General features: G+C 64.4%; 20 protein-coding genes. 5 read left to right on the plus strand and 15 right to left on the minus strand.

Annotated features, from left to right (window positions below; all coding sequences use genetic code 11):
* The first annotated feature begins 35 nt into the window (after positions 1-35).
* Positions 36-941 (plus strand): alpha/beta fold hydrolase, encoded by a 906-nt coding sequence (locus F758_RS0109230; protein WP_024507595.1) that lies wholly within the window; start codon positions 36-38, stop codon positions 939-941.
* A gap of 153 nt (positions 942-1,094) precedes the next feature.
* Here F758_RS0109230 and F758_RS0109235 read toward each other — a convergent pair whose 3' ends face one another.
* A complete protein-coding gene (locus F758_RS0109235; protein WP_024507596.1) occupies positions 1,095-1,541 on the minus strand; it encodes a nucleoside deaminase in 447 nt (148 codons plus the stop codon).
* 130 nt (positions 1,542-1,671) lie between these two features.
* Between F758_RS0109235 and F758_RS0109240 the strand changes: the two genes are divergently transcribed.
* Together F758_RS0109240 and rsmD are read left to right on the plus strand one after the other, a co-directional pair.
* Positions 1,672-3,435 (plus strand): pseudouridine synthase, encoded by a 1,764-nt coding sequence (locus F758_RS0109240; RefSeq protein ID WP_024507597.1) that lies wholly within the window; start codon positions 1,672-1,674, stop codon positions 3,433-3,435.
* Positions 3,436-3,442: 7 nt separating this feature from the next.
* Complete coding sequence (gene rsmD / locus F758_RS0109245; RefSeq protein WP_024507598.1) at positions 3,443-4,003, plus strand: 16S rRNA (guanine(966)-N(2))-methyltransferase RsmD; 561 nt, start codon at positions 3,443-3,445, stop codon at positions 4,001-4,003.
* 46 nt (positions 4,004-4,049) lie between these two features.
* Here the strand turns inward: rsmD and mutL are convergent, their stop codons facing one another.
* Positions 4,050-5,861 carry a DNA mismatch repair endonuclease MutL gene (gene mutL / locus F758_RS0109250; protein ID WP_024507599.1) on the minus strand — a complete coding sequence of 604 codons (1,812 nt, stop codon included), beginning with the start codon at positions 5,859-5,861 and terminating at the stop codon, positions 4,050-4,052.
* A 228-nt stretch (positions 5,862-6,089) separates the two neighbouring features.
* On the opposite strand from mutL, the gene F758_RS0109255 reads away from it, so the two are divergent.
* Positions 6,090-6,407, plus strand: a complete 318-nt coding sequence (locus F758_RS0109255; RefSeq protein ID WP_024507600.1) for a ribbon-helix-helix domain-containing protein — start codon at positions 6,090-6,092, stop codon at positions 6,405-6,407.
* A gap of 261 nt (positions 6,408-6,668) precedes the next feature.
* On the opposite strand, the gene F758_RS0109260 is transcribed toward F758_RS0109255, so the two are convergent.
* From F758_RS0109260 to F758_RS0109310, 11 genes are all read right to left on the minus strand, one after another.
* Positions 6,669-8,237 (minus strand): GMC family oxidoreductase, encoded by a 1,569-nt coding sequence (locus tag F758_RS0109260; protein ID WP_024507601.1) that lies wholly within the window; start codon positions 8,235-8,237, stop codon positions 6,669-6,671.
* A gap of 35 nt (positions 8,238-8,272) precedes the next feature.
* Entirely contained in the window at positions 8,273-8,821 is a 549-nt protein-coding gene (locus F758_RS0109265) for a twin-arginine translocation signal domain-containing protein (RefSeq protein WP_024507602.1), read from the minus strand.
* 36 nt (positions 8,822-8,857) lie between these two features.
* A complete protein-coding gene (locus tag F758_RS0109270) occupies positions 8,858-9,253 on the minus strand; it encodes a VOC family protein (RefSeq protein ID WP_024507603.1) in 396 nt (131 codons plus the stop codon).
* Entirely contained in the window at positions 9,254-9,589 is a 336-nt protein-coding gene (locus F758_RS0109275; RefSeq protein WP_157449937.1) for a c-type cytochrome, read from the minus strand.
* A 193-nt stretch (positions 9,590-9,782) separates the two neighbouring features.
* On the minus strand, positions 9,783-10,202 hold the full coding sequence (arfB, locus tag F758_RS0109280) for an alternative ribosome rescue aminoacyl-tRNA hydrolase ArfB (RefSeq protein ID WP_024507605.1): 420 nt from the start codon (positions 10,200-10,202) through the stop codon (positions 9,783-9,785).
* 249 nt (positions 10,203-10,451) lie between these two features.
* Positions 10,452-11,828, minus strand: coding sequence for a M16 family metallopeptidase (locus tag F758_RS0109285; RefSeq protein WP_024507606.1), 1,377 nt, complete (start codon positions 11,826-11,828; stop codon positions 10,452-10,454).
* On the minus strand, positions 11,825-13,216 hold the full coding sequence (locus F758_RS0109290) for a M16 family metallopeptidase (RefSeq protein ID WP_198026447.1): 1,392 nt from the start codon (positions 13,214-13,216) through the stop codon (positions 11,825-11,827). Before F758_RS0109290 ends, F758_RS0109285 begins: the two co-directional genes overlap by 4 nt.
* A 164-nt stretch (positions 13,217-13,380) precedes the next feature.
* A complete protein-coding gene (locus F758_RS0109295; protein WP_024507608.1) occupies positions 13,381-14,133 on the minus strand; it encodes a hypothetical protein in 753 nt (250 codons plus the stop codon).
* Between the two features lie 61 nt (positions 14,134-14,194).
* Entirely contained in the window at positions 14,195-14,692 is a 498-nt protein-coding gene (lspA, locus tag F758_RS0109300) for a signal peptidase II (RefSeq protein ID WP_024507609.1), read from the minus strand.
* Positions 14,693-14,875: 183 nt separating this feature from the next.
* On the minus strand, positions 14,876-17,875 hold the full coding sequence (gene ileS / locus F758_RS0109305) for an isoleucine--tRNA ligase (protein ID WP_024507610.1): 3,000 nt from the start codon (positions 17,873-17,875) through the stop codon (positions 14,876-14,878).
* A 188-nt stretch (positions 17,876-18,063) separates the two neighbouring features.
* The gene (locus tag F758_RS0109310; protein WP_024507611.1) at positions 18,064-19,035 is read right to left on the minus strand and encodes a bifunctional riboflavin kinase/FAD synthetase; all 972 of its coding nucleotides are present in this window, start codon (positions 19,033-19,035) and stop codon (positions 18,064-18,066) included.
* 249 nt (positions 19,036-19,284) lie between these two features.
* Here F758_RS0109310 and F758_RS0109315 point away from each other — a divergent pair, with 249 nt between their 5' ends.
* Complete coding sequence (locus F758_RS0109315; RefSeq protein WP_024507612.1) at positions 19,285-19,680, plus strand: response regulator; 396 nt, start codon at positions 19,285-19,287, stop codon at positions 19,678-19,680.
* Positions 19,681-19,867: 187 nt separating this feature from the next.
* On the opposite strand, the gene F758_RS0109320 is transcribed toward F758_RS0109315, so the two are convergent.
* Complete coding sequence (locus tag F758_RS0109320; protein WP_024507613.1) at positions 19,868-20,722, minus strand: TIGR01459 family HAD-type hydrolase; 855 nt, start codon at positions 20,720-20,722, stop codon at positions 19,868-19,870.
* A gap of 15 nt (positions 20,723-20,737) precedes the next feature.
* Entirely contained in the window at positions 20,738-22,267 is a 1,530-nt protein-coding gene (locus F758_RS0109325; RefSeq protein ID WP_024507614.1) for an EAL domain-containing protein, read from the minus strand.
* Positions 22,268-22,451: the final 184 nt, after the last annotated feature.

A 22,451-nucleotide genomic window follows, 5' to 3' on the forward strand; every position in this document is an offset into this window, starting at 1 on the left:
CCCACGGCGTCGGCAAATAATGATGGGTGTGCACCATGTCCGACCTCGCCGACCTCTTTCCCGGCTTTGCTTCCGAGTGGATCAGCACGACGTCCGGGCGTGTCTTCGCGCGTGTCGGCGGCGAGGGGCCGCCGCTGCTTCTGCTGCACGGGTTTTCCGAAACCCACGTGATGTGGCACCGCGTCGCGCCGCAACTTGCGGATCGCTTCACCCTCATCATCGCCGATCTGCCGGGCTATGGCTGGTCGGATATGCCCGAGAGCGATGCGGAGCACAGGCCGTATACAAAGCGGGCGATGGCGCAAACGATGGTGGAGGCCATGGAGCAGCTCGGCCATGTGCATTTCGCCATGGCCGGCCATGACCGCGGTGGGCGCGTCGCCTATCGGCTGGCGCTCGATCATCCGGGACGGCTCGCAAAGCTTGCCGTGCTGGATATCCTGCCGACCTACAATTATTGGGAACGCATCAACCGGCTCTATGCGCTGAAGATCTATCACTGGACCTTTCTGGCGCAGCCATCCCCGCTGCCGGAGACGCTGATCACGGCGAGCCCCGATTTCTTCCTGAAGACCAAGATGGCGAGCCAGACCAAGGCCAAGAACCTCGACGCCATCGATCCGCGGGCGCTGGAGCATTACCTCGCCCCGTTCCATGACCCTTCGCGGGTGCACGCGATGTGCGAGGACTATCGCGCCGGCGCCTACGCCGATTACGACATCGACAAGGCGGACTTCGATGCCGGCAAGAAGATCACTATTCCGATGCTGGCCTTGTGGGGCGATGCCGGCATCGCGCGCGCCGCTGCCACGCCGCTCGATACCTGGAAGATGTGGGCCACCAACGTCTCCGGCGCGCCGGTCGATTCCGGGCATTTCCTGACCGAGGAGAATCCGGAGCAGACGGCGAAGCTGCTCAAGGAGTTTTTTACCGCGCCGTAGTTCACCGTCATTGCGGGGGAAGCGAAGCAGTCCAGGATGGTCTCCGCGGAGAAAGTCTGGATTGCTTCGTCGCGGAGCCTGTCATCGGGCGCGCGCTCGCGCGACCCGTTGGCTCCTCGCAATGAAGGGGGAGTTGGCAGCGCGAGCCGTTCCCTACCGACGCGCCCGGAAAAATTCCTTCAGCATCGCCGCCGCCTCGCTCTCGCCGACCGCGGAATAGACCTCCGGCGCGTGGTGGCAGGTCGGAGACGTGTAGAACCGCACGCCGGAATCGACGGCGCCGCCCTTGGGGTCGGCTGCGGCGTAATAGAGCCTGCGGATACGGGCGAAGGAGATGGCGGCGGCGCACATGGCGCAGGGCTCGAGCGTTACATAGAGGTCGCAGTCGATGAGCCGCTCGCTGCCGAGGCTTGCTGCCGCCGCACGGATGGCGAGCATTTCGGCATGCGCCGTGGGATCGCGGTCGACCAACGTGCGGTTCCCGGCCGAGGCGATCACCTCGCCATCGCGCACGATCACGCACCCGATCGGCACTTCCCCGGCTCTTTCGGCCCCGCGGGCCGCAGCGAGCGCCAAATCCATGAAAGAAGGTGCGGTCATGCCTCGTATCACCGAACAAAACCTGCTAAACGGGGCGCCTTCAGCAAAAGTGGATACCGGTTTTGCGAGAAAGCGCCGCGACGGCGCGCGGATTGCCTTTTGACCTGACTTAACGAAAAGAGAGCCTTTCATGCCCCGCGACAAAGATAAAGACAACGCCTCTTGGCGCGGCCGGCGCGATCGGCCGGGTGGCCGCAAGGACCGTGCTGAAGCGGCGCGGGGTGGCGAGAGGAAGTTCGCCAAGCGAGGCTTTGCGGGCAGGCAGGAGGACGGCAGGGAGCGCGGTCGCGGTGACCGCGATGAGCGTCCGTTCCGCCGGCGAGAGGAACGCGGCGAGCGCTGGGGTGTCCGCGAAGATCGCAGCGACCGCGGCCGTTTCCGCGAAGATGGCCCACGCAAGCGTTTTGGCGGCCGGCAGGACGGGGCTGGCGATACAAAACCCTGGCGCAAGCGCGATGATCGGGGACGTGAGGAGCGCAGTGGTGGCGAGCGCGGTCGCGGGGAGCGCCCGCAATCCGCGCGCGGGCGGGAGGCGCGCGGCAGCGAGGATCGTCCAAAATTCGGCCGCCCCCGTTTCGAGCGACCACGTCGCGAACAAGAAGAGGATCGGAAAGGCTTCACCAAGCGTCCGGGCGCTGACCGCGAACGTAAGGGCGACTTCGAGAGGCGCGGCCCGCGCGAGGAGCGTAGCGGCGAGGAGCGTTCTCGCTTCGCGCGCGGGCGGGATCAGCGCGGACATGATGATCGGCCCAAATTCGATCGCCCGCGTTTCGAACGGCCGCGCCGGGATAGCGAAGAGGGGCGTGAGGGTTTCGCCAAACGACCGGCGTTCGGCGGCCGTGGCGCCTATCGCGAACGCAAGCCCGACACAGGCAAACGTGCCGCGCGCGAGGAGGTCAAGCCCAAGAAGGCCGGCGAGCGCATCGCCAAGGTACTGGCGCGCGCCGGGCTTGCATCACGCCGCGACGCCGAGGAGTGGATCGTGCAGGGGCGCGTCAGTGTCAATGGCAGGGTAATCAATTCGCCCGCGCTTGATGTGACCGCCAATGACGTGATCGCAGTCGACGGCAAGCCATTGCCGGCGCGCGAGCGCACGCGGCTGTTTCTCTATCATAAGCCGCGCGGGCTGATGACGACGCATGCCGACCCCGAAGGGCGTCCGACGGTGTTCGACAATCTGCCGGAAGGGCTGCCGCGTCTGATCAGCGTCGGCCGGCTCGACTTCAACACCGAGGGGCTGTTGCTGCTCACCAATGACGGCGGCCTCGCGCGCGTCCTGGAATTGCCGGAAACCGGCTGGCTGCGTCGCTATCGCGTTCGCGCCCATGGCGAGATCAGTCAGGCCCAGCTCGCCGAGCTGAAGAACGGTATCGAGGTCGATGGCGTGAAATACGGTCCCATCGACGCGACACTGGACCGCGAGCAGGGGGCCAATGTCTGGCTGGTGTTCGCGATCCGGGAAGGCAAGAACCGCGAGGTGCGCAACGTGCTGGCGCATCTCGGGCTCGAGGTGAACCGGCTGATCCGCGTTTCCTACGGGCCGTTCCAGCTTGGTGAAATCGCCGAAGGCGCGGTCGAGGAGGTGAAGACGCGCGTCCTGCGCGAGCAGCTCGGAGACAAGATCATTGCCCAGGCGGGCTGCGATTTCGCGCAAACCGCGCCTGATCGCGGCGGTGATGAGGAGCGCGAAGCATCGCCCGGCCAAAAGCAGCTTCGGCCGGCCGGCAAGAGCGCGCTGATCGCCGACCGCAAGGGCCGCCGCGTCCTGGTCCAGCGTACCGGCAGCGAGGAGGCTCGCGCCCGCAACGAACTCGAGGCTCGCGGTTACGGCCCGCCGCGCCGCCCCAAGCGCGGCTATCATGGCAAGCGCGATTTGAAGCCAAGGGACGAGTAGTTCCGAGATGCGCGTTGTCGGTGGAAGGTTGAGGGGCCGCAACCTGGCATCGCCCGCCTCGCGTGAGATCCGCCCGACCGCGGACCGCTTGCGCGAGTCGGTATTCAATATCCTCACCCACGCGTATGGCGATCCGATTTCCGGCGCGCGCGTGCTCGACCTGTTTGCCGGCACCGGTGCACTCGGGATCGAAGCGATCTCGCGCGGCGCGACGTTTGCGCTGTTCGTCGACAACGGCACCGAAGCGCGCGCGCTGTTGCGTAACAATGTCGAAGCGCTGGGCTTGGGCGGAGTGACGAAAGTCTTTCGCCGCGACGCCACCAATCTCGGGCCGGCGCACCCGGTCGAGCCGTTTGCGCTCGCGTTCCTCGATCCTCCTTACGGTAAGGGCATGGCCGAGAAGGCGCTGGGCTCTTTGCGTGATGGCGCCTGGCTGACGTCGGGCGCGCTCGTCGTGGTAGAGGAGGCGAAGGCAGCCGGTTTTGCTGCACCGGACGGCTTTGAAGAGCTGGAGCGGCGCGCCTACGATGACACGGAGTTCGTGTTCTTGCGCGCTCTCGCCGCATAGCACGATGTCGTCCCGGCGAAAGCGGGGACGACATCGAGATGGGGTGCTACTTCCGCCCAAACAGCCGTTCGATATCCGACAGCTTGAGCTCGACATAGGTCGGCCGGCCGTGGTTGCACTGGCCGGAATTGGGCGTTTCTTCCATTTCGCGCAGCAGCGCGTTCATCTCTTCCGGCCGCAAGCGCCGCCCGGCGCGCACCGAGCCGTGGCAGGCCATGGTGGCCGCGACATGCATCAGTTTCCTTTCGAGCGGCAGCGCCTCGTCCCATTCATCCATGTGCTCGGCGAGGTCGCGCAGCAATGCGCTCGCGTCGATCTTGCCGAGCAGCGACGGCGTCTCGCGCACCGCGACGGCGCCGGGGCCAAAGGATTCGATTGCAAGCCCAAAGGAAGCGAGCTCCCTATCGCGCGCCAGCAGCCGCTCGACCGTCGCCTCGTCCAATTCGACGATTTCGGGAATCAGGAGGATCTGCCGCTGCACGCCATTCCTGGCGAGCGAGCCCTTCAGTTTCTCATAGACGATGCGCTCATGCGCCGCGTGCTGGTCGACGACGATCAACCCGTCGCGCGTTTGCGAGACGATATAGGTCTCGTGGATTTGCGTGCGCGCAGCGCCCAGCGGGCGGTCGAGCAAATCGGGCGGCGGTTGCGCCTCGAAACGCACGTCGGCGGTGGGCGCGCCGACATCGAAGACCGCCTGATCCGGCTCGGCGAAGGCCGGCGTGGCTGCGCCCGCAAAGCCCGGCAGCGGGCCCGTCGGCAGCGACGGCGAGCGGCGCCAATCCCAGTTGCCGGGGCGCGGCGCGAGCTGCGGGCGGAACGAGGCGATCGCAGCGCTCGCGCCATTGGCGGCGGTGCGCCGGCCCTCGCGCGCGAGCCCCTCCTTCAAGGCATGTACGATCAGCGCACGCACCAGGCCCGCATTGCGGAAGCGCACCTCGGTCTTGGCGGGATGCACATTGGCGTCGACCTCGCGCGCATCCAGCGTCACGAACAGCGCCACCACCGGGTGCCGGTCGCGCGGCAAATAATCCGCATAGGCCGCGCGCACCGCGCCCAAGATCAGCTTGTCGCGCACCGGACGGTTATTGACGAACAGATATTGCCCCAGCGCATTCGCGCGGGTCAGCGCGGGCGAGGCGGCAAAGCCCTCGACAAGCACGCCGTCGCGTTCGGCGCGCACCTCGATGGCATGGCTGCGAAACTCCGCGCCCAAGACGTCGCCGAGCCGCGTGAGCCGGCCCGCGGCGCCCGGCAGCGCCGCAGCCCAGGTCACCGGCGCGCGCTCTTCGCCGGCGAGCGTGAACGCGATGTCGGGCCGCGCCATCGCAAGTCGCCGCACCACTTCCCGGATCGCCTCGGCCTCGGTGCGGTCGGTCTTTAGGAATTTTAGGCGCGCCGGCGTTGCGTAGAAGAGGTCGTTGACCTCGACGCGCGTGCCCTGGCCAAGTGCTGCTGGCATCGGCCTCGCCTTCACCCCGCCTTCCACCGAAAGCGACCAGGCATGCGGTTCGCTGGCATGGCGCGTGGTGATGGAGAGCCTTGCCACCGCGCCGATCGAGGGCAGCGCCTCGCCGCGAAATCCGAGGGTGCGGATCTGCAGGAGATCTTCATTATCGAGTTTCGAGGTCGCGTGGCGCTCAACCGCAAGCTCGAGGTCCGTGGCCGTCATCCCGGAGCCGTCGTCGGTGATGCCGATGCGCCGCCGCCCGCCGCCGTCGGTAAAGACGTCGATCCGGCTCGCGCCGGCGTCGATGGCGTTCTCGACCAGCTCCTTGACGACACTGGCAGGCCGCTCCACCACTTCGCCCGCGGCGATACGGTTGACGAGCTGTTCGGGAAGTTGGCGGACGGGCATGGGTTCCAGTCAGATTCGGGTCAACCCACATTGTAAGCATTGCGCGCGCGTCCTCAAAGCAAGGAGCATTCCCGTTGGGGATGAGGTGGGTCTATCACATTGAAGATATTGATGTTCGATGCCGACCCGTAAAGCCTGGCCAGACCGTGCTAACCGCTGCGAGCATTGTGACGCGGGGCCGGCGGGTATATGGTTTCAAGAAAAACGATCATGCGACGAGAGGAAACCATGTGCCATTTGTTCGCGCATCAGCCGCAACGCGACTACGAATCCCAGACCCGATCGTTGCGCATCGGGGGCCATTGCACGTCGATCCGTCTCGAAATGTCGTTCTGGGATACGCTGGAGGAGATTGCAGCGACGCAGAACATGAGCCTGGCAAAATTCCTCACGACGCTGCATGACGAGGTGCTCGATCACCATGGCGAGGTCAAGAATTTCGCCTCGCTCTTGCGGTGCTCCTGCTTGATCTATCGCGCAAGAAGCGCGCAGGCCGTGGCGGAGTTTCGTCACACGGCAGCGCCCATCCTAGATGCTGCCGAATAGTCATTTGACAGGGTGCGCGATAGCGAAATCGTTTTTGCCTCCTACACGCGCCGATCTTAAACCGTCATGCTGAGGCGCGAGCCTCGAAGGATGAACGGCCCGGCTGCGAGAGCCGGGCCGTCGCCATTCGAGGCTCGCTTTGCGAGCGCCTCAGGTGACGGGGCTGTTTTGAGAGCCTGCTTCAACCAAGGTCCGTTAGTTCTCTGATTCGGGAGTAAGCGGCTCTGGGCTTGCGCACAGAGCCGCCGCGCGTGGGTCCAATCAAATCTCCTTCTTCTGCATCGCGCCGGCGATGTAGTCGGCCTGGCGGATGGCCAGCGATACGATGGTGAGTGTGGGGTTGCAGGCCGCGCCGCTGGTGAACTGGCTGCCATCGGAGATGAACAGGTTCTTGATGTCGTGGGTCTGGCCGAACTTGTTCACGACGCCATCCCGCGGTTTCTCGCTCATTCGATTGGTCCCGAGATTATGGGTGCTGGGATAGGGCGGTGTCGGATAGGTGACGGTCGCGCCGACCGCCTCGTAAACCGCCGCGCCTTGCTTGTAGGCGTGTGTCCGCATCGCGACGTCATTGGGGTGATCATCGAAATGCACGCTGGCGACCGGCAGGCCGAACTTGTCCTTGGCCTTCGGATCGAGGGTGACGCGATTGGTCTCCTGCGGCATGTCCTCGCCGACGATCCACAGACCCGCCATCCGCGGATATCCCTCGATGGCGCTGGTGAACTCGCGTCCCCAGGCGCCTGGATTGAGGAAGGCCGCCATAAAGGGCAGGCCCAGCGAGAGCGTCTCCATTTCGTAGCCGCCGACGAAACCGCGCTTCGGATCGTTGCGCGCCTCATCGCGGATGATGCCCGCCATTGTGGTGCCGCGATACATGTGGACTGATTTCTCGAACACCGCGTAGACGCTGCCGGTCGTGTGCCGCATGTAATTGCGCCCGACCTGGCCCGACGAATTGGCTAGCCCGTCAGGGAACATGTTGGAGGCGCTGTTGAGCAGCAAACGCGGGCTCTCGATGGAGTTGCCCGCGACCGCCACCACACGTGCTTTCTGCCGTTGCATGGCGCCGGTCTCGTCGGCATAGACCACGCCCGTGACCTTGCCGCTCGCATCATGCTCGATCTTGAGCACCATGCTGTTCGGGCGCACCTCCATATTTCCCGTCGCCTCGCCCTTCGGGATCTCGGTGTAGAGCGTCGACCACTTCGCCCCGGATTTGCATCCCTGGAAGCAAAAGCCGATCTGCAGGCACGAACCGCGGCCGTCACGCGGTTCGCTGTTGATTGCCATCCGCCCGGTATGGACTTCCTTGTAGCCGAGCGTCTTGGCGCCGGCTTCGAGCACCTTGAAATTGTTGTTGCCGGGCAGGCCGGGAATGCCGTTGGTGCGCGTCACGCCCATCTTGTCCTCGGCCTTGGCGTAATAAGGCTCCATCTCGGCGAGCGTGATCGGCCAGTCCAACAGATTGGCACTGGGAATATCGCCATAGGTGCTCTTGATCTTGAACTCATGCTCGCCAAAGCGCAGCGATGCGCCGGCCCAGTGCGTGGTCGAGCCGCCGACCGCCTTCACGATCCACGCCGGAAGATTGGGGAAGTCCTTGTGAACGCGCCAGCTTCCCGAAGTCGTGCGCATGTCCTTCCAGGCAAGTTGGGTAAAGCTGTCCCATTCGTCGTTGACGAAGTCCTGGTTCTCGATGCGCGGGCCCGCCTCTAGGATGACGACCTTCACGCCCTTTTGCGCAAGCTCGTTGCCCAGCGTTCCGCCGCCGGCGCCCGAACCTATCACGACGACCACGCCGCTGTCGTTCAGATCGAATTTTGCCATGTTGATTTCCTCCCTGATGTTCTCTGTCCAGGTGCCTAGACTTTCGGGAGCCAGTCGATGTCGGCGAAGCCGCGCTTGATGTAGCCGCCATACTCCGCCGAGGAGCCCTCGTAGCCGAACTTCGGCCATACCTCCTTCTGGTTGTAGAGCGAGACGATGAGATCGCCGCGGACCTTCTGGAAGAAGTCGCTCTGCTCGATGCGGCGCAAGAGCGCCACCCGATCCGCTTCCCAGGGCACTTCGACGTAAGCGAGTTGGTGACGCTCGCGGGCGTCCTGGTCGAGCCGGTTCACGCCATCCGTGATCAGCGTCTTGATGGCGGGATCTTTCGCCGCTTTGTCGTCCCAGGGCTTGATCGCCGTGATGTAGTAGCTGTCGCCCAGGAAGTCGTGCGGATAGATGTCGCGCGCGACCTTGAGCAGCGTCTTCAGCGTCGCAGGCGGAAGCGCGACGCTATCCTCCGCCCAGGCGTCTTCGATGCTGAAGCCCGCAGTGGTCGCGGCCGCGACCACCGGCACCGTTGTTGCCGCGCCCTTGAGAAAGGTCCGGCGATCATATTTGCTGCGACGATCAACTTCTCTCATGAGCTCCTCCACTGATCTCTTGTTGATTGTAGTTGGCTAGCCGAAACGTCCGCCCTTCTGGATCACTTCGATCTTGTAGCCGTCGGGATCGCTGACGAAGAAGAACCGCGCCAGTGTCCTGCCGTCGTGCTTGAAATCGCGCAGCGGCCCCGGAGACAATTGCTCCTGCGTAAAGCGCGCATGCTCGGCGTCGACATCGTCGACCACCACCGCAAGGTGGCCATAGCCGTCGCCGAGCGAATAGGGCTCCTTGCGGTCGAAATTAACCGTCAGCTCGACTTCGAAAGGCGAAGAGGGATGACGCAAATAGACCAGGGCGAACTCCGCGAATTTGAAGCGGTCGGCCACCTCGAGCCCGAATGCGCGCGCGTAGAAATCAAGCGATCTCGCTTCATCGAGAACGCGGATCATCGAGTGGACGGGTTTGGCCATTCAGTTCAGCTCCTTCAAATAGGCGATGATCGCCGCGCGAGTCTCGGGCTTGGCTTGGCGGTAAACCATGAAAGCGTCGGGAACGACGCCTTGCGGGTTGGTGAGCCACGCGTCCAGCCTGGCCTCGTCCCAGACGAAATCCGCTTTTGCGAGTCCCGGCGAATAGCGGAAGCCGTCGACCTTGCCGGCGGGCCTGCCGACCACCTTGGAGAGCTGCGGGCCCTGCCGGATCGGCTCAGACGGGTTGATGGTGTGGCAGGTTGCACATTGCTGCTTGAACAGCGTGGCGCCATCGGGCGGCTTTGCGGCGGGCAGCGGTATTTGCGCGGCCGCCATTCTCACTGCCAGCAGCGCGCCGCAAAATACCAGCCCGATTGCGTATCGCCCGCGCAAGCTTGTCATCCGTCTTACCTCGCCATGCGCGGATGTTAGGCGGCGGCAAACGGGCCGTGGTAGTAGCGGGCTGTTTCAGGGCAGAACAAAACAGGTCGCGGCGTCACGTCGGCCGCGCGTTGCCGAAACGCCTGGTTTAATCCTCAAATCCGCGCGAGCCGCGCCGGGCCTTGATGTCGCCGCGGCGCTTCTTGCCCTCGAGCCGGCGCCGTTTTGAGGCCAGCGTCGGCTTGGTCGGCCGGCGTGGCGTCGGCCTGACCATCGCCTCGCGCAACAGGCTGACCAGCCGCTCGATGGCGTCGGCGCGGTTGCGCTCCTGGGTGCGAAAGCGCTGGGCGTGGATCACGATCACGCCGTCCTTGGTCATGCGCTGGCCGGCGAGGCGAACAAGCCGGGTGCGGGCGTCCGGCGGCAATACGATCCGATTGGTATCGAAGCGCAACTGCGCGGCAGTCGCGAGCTTGTTGACGTTCTGCCCGCCGGGCCCGGAGGCACGGACAAAGCCGATCTCGAGATCGTTTTCGTCGATGGAGAGATCGCGGGAAATCCGCAGCATGACGGCACCGGGAGATGGAATCGGTGCGCAGGATAGCGGGTTTGCGGCGAAACGGGCTCGCAATCTCTCCGTCGTCCTGAGGTGCCGGGGCCAACGGGGTCCGCGCGAAGCGCGGCCCGATGGCAGGCTCCGCGGCGGCCCCGAAGGGCGACGGCCCGGCCGTCGCGCCGGGGCCGTTCATCCTTCGAGGCTCATTGCGTTCGCGCCTCTGGATGATGGGTCTGAGGTGTCCGACTTAACCAGACAGCCTCAATCCGCCTTGGCCGGACCCGGCGCGGCGACCGGCTGCGCGGCGGCTTGCGGGGCACGGCCGACGATCACCGTGAGCAGGCCTTGGTCCCAGAGCCGCTTGGCGGCCTGCTTGGCATCATCCAGCGTCACCGCATCGACCAGGCTGTTGCGCTTTTCCAGATAGTCGATCGGCAGGCCGTCGAGCTGATACTGCAACAGCCCCGACGCGAGCTTCGATGAGGTGTCGAGCGCGAGCATCTGCGAGCCCTTCAGATAGGACTTGGCCTCATCGAGTTCCTGTTGCGTCGGACCGTCTTGCGCCATGCGGCGGACTTCCTTCTCGATCGCGGTGATGGTCTCGCCGGCGCGGTCGGCGCGGGTGCCGGTGTTGCCGATGAACAGGGCCGAGTGTTCCATCCACGACAGCGCTCCGTAGATGGAATAGGCAAGCCCTCGCTTTTCGCGGACCTCGTGATAGAGCCGGGAGGACAGTCCGCTCCCGCCGAGAATGTGGTTGACGACATAGCCCGCCATGAAGTTCGGATCATGCCGCATGATGCCCGGGCTGCCGAAGGTGATCACGGTCTGCGGCACATCGAGCGGGACAAAGGCGCGCTGCGGCGGCTTGGCGGCCTCGACGTCGGGAACCGGGGTCAGGTTCGCCTTGGCCGGCAGGTCGCCGAAAGTCTGGTCGAGCAGCTTGCCAAGCGTCGCCGGGTCGACGTCGCCGACCACGGCGATCTTCAGCTTGTCCTTGGCCAGCACGCGGCCGACGTAATCCTTCATGTCCGCGACGGTGATGGTCGGAACGGTGTCCAGCGTACCGGAGGTTAGCCGGCCATATGGATGATCGCCGTAGGCGACTTCCAGGAATTTGCGCCCCGCCAGCGCATTGGGATTGGCGCTGTCGCGCTTGAGCCCGGACATCACCTGCGAGCGGATCCGTTCGACATCGGCGGCGTCGAAATGCGGCGAGGTCAGCGCGCTGTGCAGCAGCGTGAAGGCTTCGTCCTTGTTGTCCTTCAGCATGCGCAAGGATCCTCGGAAGTAGTCCCGCGTCACGGAGAAGCTCAATTCGATGGCGCGGCGCTCGAGCCGCTCATGGTAGGCCTTGGAATCGAGATTGCCCGAACCCTCGTCGAGCAGATCGGCAACCAGGTTGCCGACCCCGGGCTTGTCCGCCGGGTCCTGGCTGGCGCCGCCGACAAAGGCATACTCCATTGCGATCAGCGGCACGGTGGAATCCTGTACGTACCAGGCTTCGATGCCGCCAGGCGAGGTCAGGTGCTGGATCTTGGTCGCGGCCTGTGACGGCGCGATCGTCGGCAGTGTTGCGCCGAGCGCCACCGCGAGCGTGCAGACAAAGCGCCGCGTGAACTTCAGATGATGGGTCACGAACGCTTCTCCTCGTGCTTGGTGGCCTGAGTGTCCTTGATGAGATAGCCGGTAACGGAACGCTTCTTGTCGAGCCATTTCTGTGCCGCCTGCCGCACCTGTTCGGCGGTGACGGCCCGGATCCGGTCTGGCCAGCTTCTGATGTCCTGGATGCTCAATCCGGTGGTCAACGCACCGCCATACCAGCGTGCCATGGTTGCCTGGTTGTCCTGCGCGTAGATCGCTTCCGCAATCAACTGGTTCTTCACGCGCTCGAGATCTTCGGAGGACGCCGGATTTTCCGCAACTTTGGCGACGACGCCATCGATCGCCTGCTCGACCTGCGCGAAATCAATGCCGGGCTTGGGCGAGGCGGAGATCGAGAACTGCGAGGGATCGAGCGCGGTGCCCTGATAGGCCGCGGAGGCCGCGACCGCCAGCGGATGGTCGACGACGAGCGCGCGGTAAAGATAGGAGTTGTTGCCGCTGCCCATGAGCTGCGCCAGCACGTCGAGCGCGGCGCTTTCGCCGGGGCTCGCGGTGGTGGCGGAGGGCACGAGGTAGAAGCGTTTCACCGTAGGCTGCTCGACATGCGGATCGGCCACCGTCACGGTACGCGGGCCCGCCGGCTCCGGCTCCTGCGGGCGAACGCGATGCGCAGGAATCGAAGATTGCGCCGCGACCTTGCCGAAGGTCTGCTCGGCCAGCGGCCGGACTTCGCCGACATCGACGTCGCCGGCAATCACCAGGATCGCATTGTTGGGCGCGTAGAAACGCCGGTAAAACGCCAGCGCATCCTCGCGGCCGAGCTTTTCGATCTCCGGATGCCAGCCGATCACCGGACGCCCGTAAGGGTGGTTGAGGTAAAGCGCCGCCATGATCTGCTCGTTCAGCCGTGCCTCCGGATTGTTGGCGACGCGCATGTTGTATTCCTCGAGCACGACGTCGCGCTCAGGCAGCACGTTCTCGTCCTTCAGGATCAGGCCGGTCATGCGGTCGGCTTCGAACTCCATCATCTTGGCCAACTGGTCGCGCGGCACGCGCTGGAAGAAGCCGGTGTAGTCGTAGGACGTGAACGCGTTTTCGTTGCCGCCGATGCGCAGCACCGTCTGGGAGAATTCGCCGGCCGGGTGCTTGGCGGTCCCCTTGAACATCAGGTGTTCGAGGAAGTGGGCGAGCCCGGACTTGCCGGGCGTCTCGTCGGCGGAGCCGACCTTGTACCAGATCATTTGCGTGACCACCGGCGTGCGATGATCCTGGATCACCACCACCTGCAATCCGTTGTCGAGCGTAAACGTCGCTGGCGGGGCCGAGGTCGAGGTTGGGGCTGGGGTGGTCTCCGCGAAGGCGGGGGACGCAACGAGGAAGAGCGCAAGCAAGGCGGCTGTGGAGCGATGTAAGGGCATCATGACCTATGTAAAAGCCCGAACGTTGCCGTTCGGGTCAAAAGCACCCTTGTCCCCACGCAAATGGGTGCGACCGACGCTTTCGCGTCATGGAGTTCGATGCACGACGCGGAAAACTGGATACCGGTTTTCCGCAACATCATGCGCGAACAAGTAAGCAGAGACGATTATTGATCGCCATACTTTCCGGCGGCCGGATTGTATTCCTTGTAGACCGATTCCATCTGCTTGCCGGTGCCGTAGGCGAAGTTCGGCGACGGAGTCTGGTAGCCGGGCGGCGGCTGCGTCAGCGCTTCGCGCGGCGGTTCGCCCTTGAATTCCGCGGTCTCGGTCTTGTTACCGCCGAACAGGCTGGTGAAGCGCCCCTCAAAGCCAAGCTGGTCCGGGCTCAGGACCGCGTGGCTACCCGGATCGCCGCCGGGCTGCTCGGATTCCGACGTGTGGTTGTTGCCGCCGGAGGGCGCTGTTCTCGCAACATTGAGTTCGCTGGGCGACAGCACGCGACTCGCTTCGCGGCTCTTCTCGACAGCGTCCCTGGTGTCTTTCTTGTCCTTCTTGCGTTTCTCGATGGCCGCCTTGCGACGGGCGTCGTCAGGATCTTTCGGCCAGTTCGGCACGTTCACTTCGGCCTTGGCGGACACCGGCGGCGGCAGGTCAAGCTTGGGCGGCACGACAAGGGGCGAGCGTTCGCGGTAATCGATACCGCTGTTATCCATGTTGGTGGCGCCGATGCCCTTCATGATGCCTTCGATGATCTTCTCCTCGAAGGTCTTGTCGTCCTCGTCATCGTCCTGGGCACGGGCGGCGCCGGAGGCGACCAGCAGGCCGATGCCCAGCGCGACGGCCGAGAGCCGAACGCTGCGGTTAAGCACCACCGACGAGGTCTTAGCCATCCAGCCCGAGGCATGTTGCTTACGCATCGCTTTACCTGTTCAAAACCTCACGGAATTGCCGCTGACGACGCAGTCGTATCGGCCGGGATCAGGGCGCTTTTGCGGCGGGTAGCCCCACAAAGGAATCATACAATAGGGCTATGACTCCGGCAACGATGGCCACGTCCGCGAGGTTAAAGACGTACCAATTGAAGGTTTTTCCGCCGATCTGGATGTGGAACAGGGCAAAATCGACGACCGCGCCATAGGCCGCGCGGTCGATGGCGTTTCCGATAGCTCCGCCGATGATCAGGCCCAGCGCGACCGTTGCCATGACCGCCTGGGAGCGGACCATCCAGATCCCGAGCGCGATCACCGCCACGCCCTTCACTGCCATCAGCGCGATCTGGGCGGCCGGGTTGTCGCTCTGAAACCAGCCAAAGCTGATGCCGATGTTCCAGGCCAGCACCAGATCAAAGAACGGCGTCACCCTTACGGTGCCGCGGTGGGCAATCTCGAACACGTTGAGCAGCCACAGCTTGGCGGCCTGGTCGACCACCACGGTGACCACGGCGGCGATGAGACCCGCGCGGAGAGGGCGGGTCATGTAATGCGACCCGCAGGCACCCACGATGTCGTCCCGGCGGCGAAGGCCGGGACCCCCAGCGCGAGCGCCTTGGCGCTCGTCGCGGCCGCGGGATGCAAATTGGTTGAAATATTGTTGGTCATCGACCTTCGTCTGCTCAGACGCCTGTGGTTGTGGGTCCCGGCTTTCGCCGGGACGACAACGTCACGGCGTGACTCCCAGCGCCTTCCATTCGCGCAGCGCCTGCGCATCGCGCGGCGAGACGTCGGGATAGTCGGGGTCCTCGCCGACGGTCGGGAGGATCTTCCAGGAACGCGCGCATTTTGTCCCGATCGCCTTCTCGACCACCACCGCGACGCCCGGCACCTCGTTAAGGCGGAAGGCACCTTCCGGTGCTTCGCCCTCCTGCACTTCCGCATTCGAGGTGATGCAGATCTCGGCGAGATCGACGTCGAATAAGGTGGCCAAAAGGCTTCTGTCCGAGACATAGATCACGGGGGAGGCTTCCAGCGACGAGCCGATGCGCTTGGCGGCGCGCTCGATCTCCAGCGCGCCGGTGACGACGCGGCGCACTTCGCGAATGGTCCGCCATTTCGCGGCCAGCGCGTCGGCGCGGTAGTTCTCAAGCCCCTCCGGAAACAGGGTCAGATGCACGGAAGGTTCGGCATCGGGTCTGTAGAGGTGCCACGCCTCGTCGCAGGTGAAGCTCAGGACGGGCGCGAGCCAGCGCAGGATCGCGTCGCAGATGATATCGATCGCGGTCAGCGCCGCCTTCCGCGTCGATGACGACGGCGGATCGCAATACAGCGTGTCCTTGCGGATATCAAAATAGAACGCCGACAATTCGCTGTTCATGAAGGCCGCGAGCGTGGCGACTACGGTCTTGTAGTCGAATTCGGCATAGGCCTTGCGCACAATCTCCGCCTGCTCGGCCAGCTCGTGCAGCATCAAGCGCTCCAGCTCCGGCATGTTGCCGTGAGCGACCTTGTCGGCCGGCTTGAAGTGATGCAGCGTGCCGAGCATCCAGCGGATGGTGTTGCGCAGCTTGCGATAGGTCTCGACCGTGTTCTTCAGGATTTCCGGGCCAATGCGCTGGTCGTCTGCGTAATCGGTCGCGCAAACCCAGAGCCTCAAGATATCGGCGCCCGAGTCCTTGATCACTTTTTGCGGCTCGACCGTGTTGCCGAGCGACTTCGACATCTTGCGGCCGTTCTCGTCCAGCGTGAAGCCGTGGGTCAGGACGACGTCGTAGGGCGCGCGGCCGCGGGTGCCGCAGCTCTCCAGGAGCGAGGAATGGAACCAGCCGCGGTGCTGGTCCGAGCCTTCCAGGTACATCACGCTGTCCCGACCGCCATCGACCTTGCGCCTGATGCCGGCGAGCCCGGGGAAATGCACGGGATCTTCGAGCACGAAGGCGTGCGTCGAGCCCGAGTCGAACCAGACATCAAGGATGTCGTCGACCTTCTGCCAATCCTCATTGGCGCGCTTCCCAAGGAAGCGCTCGCGCGCGCCTTCCATGTACCAGGCATCGGCGCCTTCCTTCTCGAAGGCCTCGGCGATGCGCTGGTTGACGGCGTCATCCTGCAGGATTTCGGCGGAGCCGTCGCCCTTCTCGCGCACGAACACCGCGATCGGCACGCCCCATGCGCGCTGGCGCGAGATCACCCAGTCGGGCCGGTTCTCGATCATGCCGTTGATGCGGTTTTGCCCTGCGGGCGGCACCCATTGCGTCACCGAGATCGCGTGCAGCGCGCGGGCTCGCAGGGTATCGCCGGGCTTGGCCTTGCCATCGTTCGCGATCGGCTTGTCCATCGCGATGAACCATTGCGGCGTGTTGCGGAAGATCACCGGCTTCTTCGAGCGCCATGAATGCGGATATTGGTGCTTGAGCTTGCCGCGCGCGAGCAGCATGCCCGCCTCGATCAACGCCTTGATCACGGCCTCGTTGGCGTCGCCCTTTTCGCCCTTGTCGTTGATGACGCGCTTGCCGACGAACCCCGGCGCATGGTCGGTAAAAGCGCCGTTCTCATCGACCGTATAGGGAATCGCGGTGTTGATGCCGCGCGCCTCCAATTCGCGCGAATGGGCAGTCCACACGTCGAAGTCTTCGCGGCCATGACCGGGCGCGGTGTGCACGAAGCCGGTGCCGGTATCGTCGGTGACGTGGTCGCCGGGCAGGAGCGGGACCGTGAATTCGTAGCCGCCGGCGAGGCCTTTCAGCGGATGCGCGCACTCGACCGCATCCAGCGTGTCGCCCGGCACGTCGCGCACTTTCTCGTAAGCGGTGACGCGCGCCTGTTTGAACACGCTCTCGGCCAGCGCACTCGCCAGGATCAGGAGATCGCCCGGCTTGGCCCAATTGTCGGCGGGCGCTTCCGTCACCCTGTAAAGGCCGTAGGCAATCTTCGGCGAGAAGGCGATGGCGCGGTTGCCGGGCAGCGTCCAGGGCGTCGTGGTCCAGATCACCACCGAGGCGCTGGCAAGCGCGCCATGGGCGGGGGAAGTGATCGGAAACTTCACCCACACCGTATCCGAGGTGTAATCCTCGTACTCGACCTCGGCTTCGGCGAGCGCGGTCTTCTCGACCACGCTCCACATCACGGGCTTGGAGCCGCGATAGAGCGTGCCGTTGGCGGCGAATTTCATCAATTCGCGCGCGATCTGCGCCTCTGCCGGATAGCTCATCGTGGCGTAGGGGTGGTCCCAGTCGCCGATGACGCCAAGCCGCTTGAACTCCTCGCGCTGGATGTTGAGCCAGTGCGTCGCATAGGCGCGGCATTCCTTGCGGAACGCCACCATCGCCGCGGAATCCTTGAAGTTCGGCTTGGTCTTGCCTTTGGAGCGGTAGTTTTCTTCCTCGATCTTCCATTCGATCGGGAGTCCGTGGCAGTCCCAGCCCGGTACATAGTTGGAATCGAAGCCGAGCATCTGCTGGCTCTTGGTCACGACGTCTTTGAGGATCTTGTTCAGCGCATGCCCGATATGGATGCTGCCGTTGGCGTAGGGCGGCCCGTCATGGAGCACGAATTTCGTCTTGCCCTTGGCCTGCTCCCGCAGCTTTCCGTAGAGGTCCATCTGGTTCCAGCGTGCCAGGATTTCCGGCTCGCGCTGGGGCAGGCCGGCGCGCATCGGGAAATCCGTCTGCGGCAGGAACAAGGTTTTGGAATAGTCTTTGGCGACGGACTTTTGCGGCTTCTCGGACATAAGGCTCTGTTTGGCTCAAAAAGGGCGCGAAAACGCTCAAATAGCGGGCGAGGTGGAAAAACCCGGTCTTGCGCCAAGCCGAAGGCTCAGGCGGAAGCCGGGCCGCTAATGCCGATTATGATGCGCCGCGCAAACATGGCGCCGTCATAGCAGGGGGGCGTCGAAATCGCAAAGGCTTGCGCCGGGAATTACCCGACCTCGCCGAGTGTCGGGAAGGCGTCTGGCGCCGCAGCCAGTTGGGCGCGGGCGATGGCGGAATCCTGGTCCATCCGCCGGATCAGCGCCTCCACGCTGTCGAATTTCAGTTCGTCGCGAATGAAGCCGATAAAGGCGACATCGAGCGTTTCGCCATAGAGGTCGCCCTTGAAATCGAACAGGAAGATTTCGAGCAGCGGCGCGCCGTTGTCGAAGGTGGGGCGTCGGCCGAAGCTGGCGACCCCGTCGATCCGCGTCTTGCCCCGCCCGACCCGCACCGCATAGATCCCGTGCTTGAGCCCGCAATTGTTGTCGAGGCGGATATTGGCGGTGGGATAGCCGAGATCACGGCCGCGCTTGTCGCCATGAATGACGCTGCCGGTCACGAACCAGGGCCCCCCCAACATGGCGGTGGCATCGGCAAGGTGGCCCTCGGCGAGCGCCATCCGGATGGCGGTTGAGGAGACCGGCCGCTCGTCGATGTCGATATGCGGCTGCACGTCGACCTCGATGCCGAGCCGGGGCGCCTCGGCGACCAGAAGGCTCGGGGAGCCGCCGCGGCCCTTGCCAAAATGGAAATCGTAGCCGACGGCGATGCCGGAGACCCCGAGCCGCTCGATCAGGTCATGGTGAATGAAGTCTTGCGCCGAGGTTTCGGCCCGCCGCTTGTCGAAGGTCATCACGACCGCCCCGGCAAGACCGGTGCCCGCCAAAAGCCTCAGCTTGGCGGTTTCGTCCGTCAGGCGGAACTGGGGCGTGTTCGGGCTGAAGTAGCGGCGCGGGTGGGGCTCAAATGTTACGGCGAGGGCAGGCCGGCCGTGCGCTCGCCCCATCTCCAGGGCCGCCGCGATCACCGCCCGGTGGCCGAGATGGACGCCATCGAAGTTGCCCATCGCCACCACGGCCCCTTTTGGCAGCAGCGCGGCGGGTGTGTCATCGCGGATCACGGAAAAAACAGTAGACATTTCAAAGACGTTTCTTGAGGGCTGGTTGCGGCCTTCGGCGCGGCGGGACCGTGGCTTAGCGGGGTGCGGGAAGTCAAGCCGGGCGCTTTCATCTAGCCTTCGTTACCGGACAGGCGGCCGCGCAGGGTGGTGAGTTAACGGGCTGTTTAAGGGCTGATGCTAGTGCTTTTCAGAGAACTGCGGGGCGGGGCAACCGCCCCGAGCAGAATGGTTTTGATCTGACGCTGGTTCGCGTGGGGGAGTCAAGAAATGGCGGTTGATTTGTCGATGCCGGTCCTGGTGGTGGACGATTACAGCACCATGATCCGTATCATCCGGAATCTTCTGAAGCAGCTTGGTTTCGAGAATATCGATGACGCGAGCGACGGCTCGGCAGCGCTGAACAAGATGCGCGGCAAGAAGTACGGGCTCGTGATCTCGGACTGGAACATGGAGCCGATGACCGGCTACGACCTGCTCCGCGAGGTCCGCGCCGACCCCAACCTTGCCACCACGCCCTTCATCATGATCACGGCGGAATCCAAGACCGAGAACGTGATCGCGGCCAAGAAGGCCGGGGTGAACAATTATATCGTCAAGCCCTTCAATGCGGCGACGCTGAAGACCAAGATCGAGGCGGTCTTCCCGGACATGGCCAGCACCTGATCTTATTGAATCTTATTGCGCCGTCATTCCGGGGCGATGCCACCGGTCCGCGCGAAGCGCGGCCGGATCACAGGCTCCGCATCGAACTATGGTGCGCAATTGCGCACCTGAGAATCTCGAGATTCCGGGTTCGCCTCTTCGAGGCGCCCCGGAATGACCGCGCGAGGAGGGACGGCGGGCACCCTCATCACCACCTCAACTCGCGTATCAGCGCCTTCGGCGGGTGGCCGAACAGCTCCTTGACCGAGGCCGGGTCGAGCTGATCGATGCCTTCGAACTCCTCGGAGTGGATGCCCCGCGTCACGAACAGGCAGTCGATGCCGAAGCCGTGGGCGCCGGCGAGATCGGTGCGCACGGAATCGCCGATGGCCAGCACCCGGTTGCGCTGAACCGGGCCGCCCTGTTGCGCAGCGGCCAGTTCCATTGCGCGTTCGTAGATCGGCCGGTGCGGCTTGCCGTAGAAGATCACCTCGCCGCCGAGTTCGCGATAGAGCTCGGCGATTGCGCCGGCGCAATAGATCAGGCGATCGCCGCGCTCGACCACGATGTCGGGATTGGCGCAGATGAAGGTCAAATTGCGTTCGCGCGCCTTCAGCATCATCGGCCGGTAATCCTCGGCCGTTTCGGTCTCGTCATCGAGCAGGCCGGTGCAGACCAGGTAATCGGCCTGCTCCAGCGGCGAGAGAACGGCATCAAGCCCGCGATGGATGGAGCTGTCGCGCTCGGGGCCGAGCCAGAACAGCTTGCGGCCGGGATGGCCGGCGACATAAAGCCGGGTCAGGTCGCCGGACGAGACGATGGCGTCATAGGTGTCGTCCGCAACATGAAGCTTGCGCAACTGTCGCTGGACCGAATCGGCCGGGCGCGGCGCATTGGTGATGAGAATCACCGTCCCGCCCTGATTGCGGTGGTTGCGCAGAGCCTCGCAGGCTTCCGGGAACGCCTCCAGCCCGTTATGGACGACGCCCCAGATGTCCGACAGCACCACGTCGACGCCGCCGAGTACGTCGCGCAACCGCTCGACAAATCGCAAGCCGCTCATGTTGGCGGGCGCCGATCAGGCCGGTCCGGCGACGCGGCGCACCAGCGCGGCGTTTCCGGTCATGCGTGGGGATAGCGCCTCGGCTGCCGCCCTTTCGCTTCCGCTTGGCTTGGCGACGCTGTTGCCGCCCAGCTTGGGCTCTTTCTTCGGTTCGGCCTTGGGTTCTGATTTGGTCTCCGGCTTGGGCTCGTCTTTGGCCTCTTGCGCATTGGCCGCTGCTGCGGCGTTTGCCGCTCCCTCGGGACGCAGCGGGCGCGGCGGGGCGAACAGAAAACCCTGTCCGAATCGCATGTCGTAATCGAGCAGATCGACCACCGAGCGTTCGCCCTCTATGCGCTCGGCGATGAGATCGATACCGAAGCGGCCGAGCAGATCCGAGAGGTCGGTCGGATGAATGTCGGAGGCCGCGCTCTGCTTCGGATCGAGCAACAGCGCCGCCGGCACCTTGATGTAGCGGACGCCACGGTCGGCGAGTTCCCGCGGCTCGAGGCGCAGATCGGTGACGTGATCGATTGAGAAGCGATAACCGCGCTGCGCCAGCGCCGCGAGATGCTCGGTCTCGACCGGGCCGAGGTTCCGGAACATCGACTGCTTGAATTCCAGGATGAAGGACGGCGCGAGCGCCCGGTTGGCCTCGAGGAAATCTAGGCATTGCGAAAAGATTTCCGCATTGGCCAACGTTGCGGCGGCAACATTGCAGAACACGCCGACATCCTTGTTGCGGACCATGAGGCGCCGCAGCACCTGCACGCAGCGTTGGATCACCATCTGATCGACGCGGCCGATCAGGCCGGCGGCCTCGGCGAGCCCGATGAAATCCTCGGCAGGCAGGATCTGGTCCCGTTCGTCGCGCAACCGCGTGACCGCCTCGTAGAAACGCACCTTTCGTTGCGGCAAGGTCACAATCGGCTGCAGATAGAGGTCCAACCGGTTCTCCTCGACCGCGCTTCGGAGCGCAGCGAGAATTTGCCTCTCACCGCGGGGCGCCGGGCTGTCGCTGGCTTTGGGCGCCGTGACCGCGATAACCGGAGGCTTTTCGGCTGCAGGCGGTTGCGGCGGCGAGGTCGGCTGTTGCGGCTCCGCTTCGGTTTTCGCGGCCGGTTCTGCCTCGACGGTGGCGTCGGCCGGCGCGGGGGCATGCTCAGCAAGCAGTTCCTCGTGATTGGCGACCGAGGCCGCGAGCTGCTTGACCAGCCCGCCAAGTTCGTTGATCTCGCTCACAACCGCCTGGATGCGGTCGGCACCGCTCGAATTGGCGGACGCCATCTTGGCTTCGATGGCTGAAAGCCTGCGGCCGAATTCGGCGACTTGGCGGGCAAGATCGGCGGTGCCGCGTGACAAATCCGCAATCTGGTTGCCGACGTCGGTGCGGTCGCGCAGCCGCATCGATACAGCGTTGTAGAGGATCAGGAAGGTCAGCGCGGCGAGCGCCACGATCGCGGATTCCGATCCGCTGATGCCGGCCACTGAATAGAGAACGAGGCCCAGCGAGGCCGAAACCAGCACCATGCAAATGGCAATGAAAATCGTAGAAATGCGGATCATGTTGCGCGCGACGCTCCCCGAAGCAGTGCAACCTTAGCACTCAATTTGATTCGAGATGCTAGCCATTCTGCAACACAGCGGTATTGCCGACGAAGCGCGAAGCGAGCGCTTCTGTTGGACCGTCATCCCCGCGCAAACGGTTACGCCGTTTGTCGCTGGAGGTGCTCGCGAAAGCGAGCCTCGA

Origin of the sequence: Bradyrhizobium sp. ARR65, assembly GCF_000472385.1 — a bacterium.
Taxonomy (GTDB): Bacteria; Pseudomonadota; Alphaproteobacteria; order Rhizobiales; family Xanthobacteraceae; genus Bradyrhizobium.

Bases quoted from the DNA above. Each gene is read 5' to 3' on its own strand.
- F758_RS0109240 (WP_024507597.1), top strand. From the start codon at position 1,672: ATGCCCCGCGACAAAGATAAAGACAACGCCTCTTGGCGCGGCCGGCGC.
- arfB (WP_024507605.1), bottom strand. From the start codon at position 10,202: ATGCTGCGGATTTCCCGCGATCTCTCCATCGACGAAAACGATCTCGAG.
- F758_RS0109315 (WP_024507612.1), top strand. From the start codon at position 19,285: ATGGCGGTTGATTTGTCGATGCCGGTCCTGGTGGTGGACGATTACAGC.
- F758_RS0109265 (WP_024507602.1), bottom strand. From the start codon at position 8,821: ATGAGAGAAGTTGATCGTCGCAGCAAATATGATCGCCGGACCTTTCTC.
- F758_RS0109275 (WP_157449937.1), bottom strand. From the start codon at position 9,589: ATGGCGGCCGCGCAAATACCGCTGCCCGCCGCAAAGCCGCCCGATGGC.
- F758_RS0109255 (WP_024507600.1), top strand. From the start codon at position 6,090: ATGTGCCATTTGTTCGCGCATCAGCCGCAACGCGACTACGAATCCCAG.
- F758_RS0109290 (WP_198026447.1), bottom strand. From the start codon at position 13,216: ATGATGCCCTTACATCGCTCCACAGCCGCCTTGCTTGCGCTCTTCCTC.
- ileS (WP_024507610.1), bottom strand. From the start codon at position 17,875: ATGTCCGAGAAGCCGCAAAAGTCCGTCGCCAAAGACTATTCCAAAACC.
- mutL (WP_024507599.1), bottom strand. From the start codon at position 5,861: ATGCCCGTCCGCCAACTTCCCGAACAGCTCGTCAACCGTATCGCCGCG.
- F758_RS0109260 (WP_024507601.1), bottom strand. From the start codon at position 8,237: ATGGCAAAATTCGATCTGAACGACAGCGGCGTGGTCGTCGTGATAGGT.
- F758_RS0109320 (WP_024507613.1), bottom strand. From the start codon at position 20,722: ATGAGCGGCTTGCGATTTGTCGAGCGGTTGCGCGACGTACTCGGCGGC.
- F758_RS0109325 (WP_024507614.1), bottom strand. From the start codon at position 22,267: ATGATCCGCATTTCTACGATTTTCATTGCCATTTGCATGGTGCTGGTT.
- rsmD (WP_024507598.1), top strand. From the start codon at position 3,443: ATGCGCGTTGTCGGTGGAAGGTTGAGGGGCCGCAACCTGGCATCGCCC.
- lspA (WP_024507609.1), bottom strand. From the start codon at position 14,692: ATGACCCGCCCTCTCCGCGCGGGTCTCATCGCCGCCGTGGTCACCGTG.
- F758_RS0109270 (WP_024507603.1), bottom strand. From the start codon at position 9,253: ATGGCCAAACCCGTCCACTCGATGATCCGCGTTCTCGATGAAGCGAGA.
- F758_RS0109230 (WP_024507595.1), top strand. From the start codon at position 36: ATGTCCGACCTCGCCGACCTCTTTCCCGGCTTTGCTTCCGAGTGGATC.
- F758_RS0109310 (WP_024507611.1), bottom strand. From the start codon at position 19,035: ATGTCTACTGTTTTTTCCGTGATCCGCGATGACACACCCGCCGCGCTG.
- F758_RS0109235 (WP_024507596.1), bottom strand. From the start codon at position 1,541: ATGACCGCACCTTCTTTCATGGATTTGGCGCTCGCTGCGGCCCGCGGG.
- F758_RS0109295 (WP_024507608.1), bottom strand. From the start codon at position 14,133: ATGCGTAAGCAACATGCCTCGGGCTGGATGGCTAAGACCTCGTCGGTG.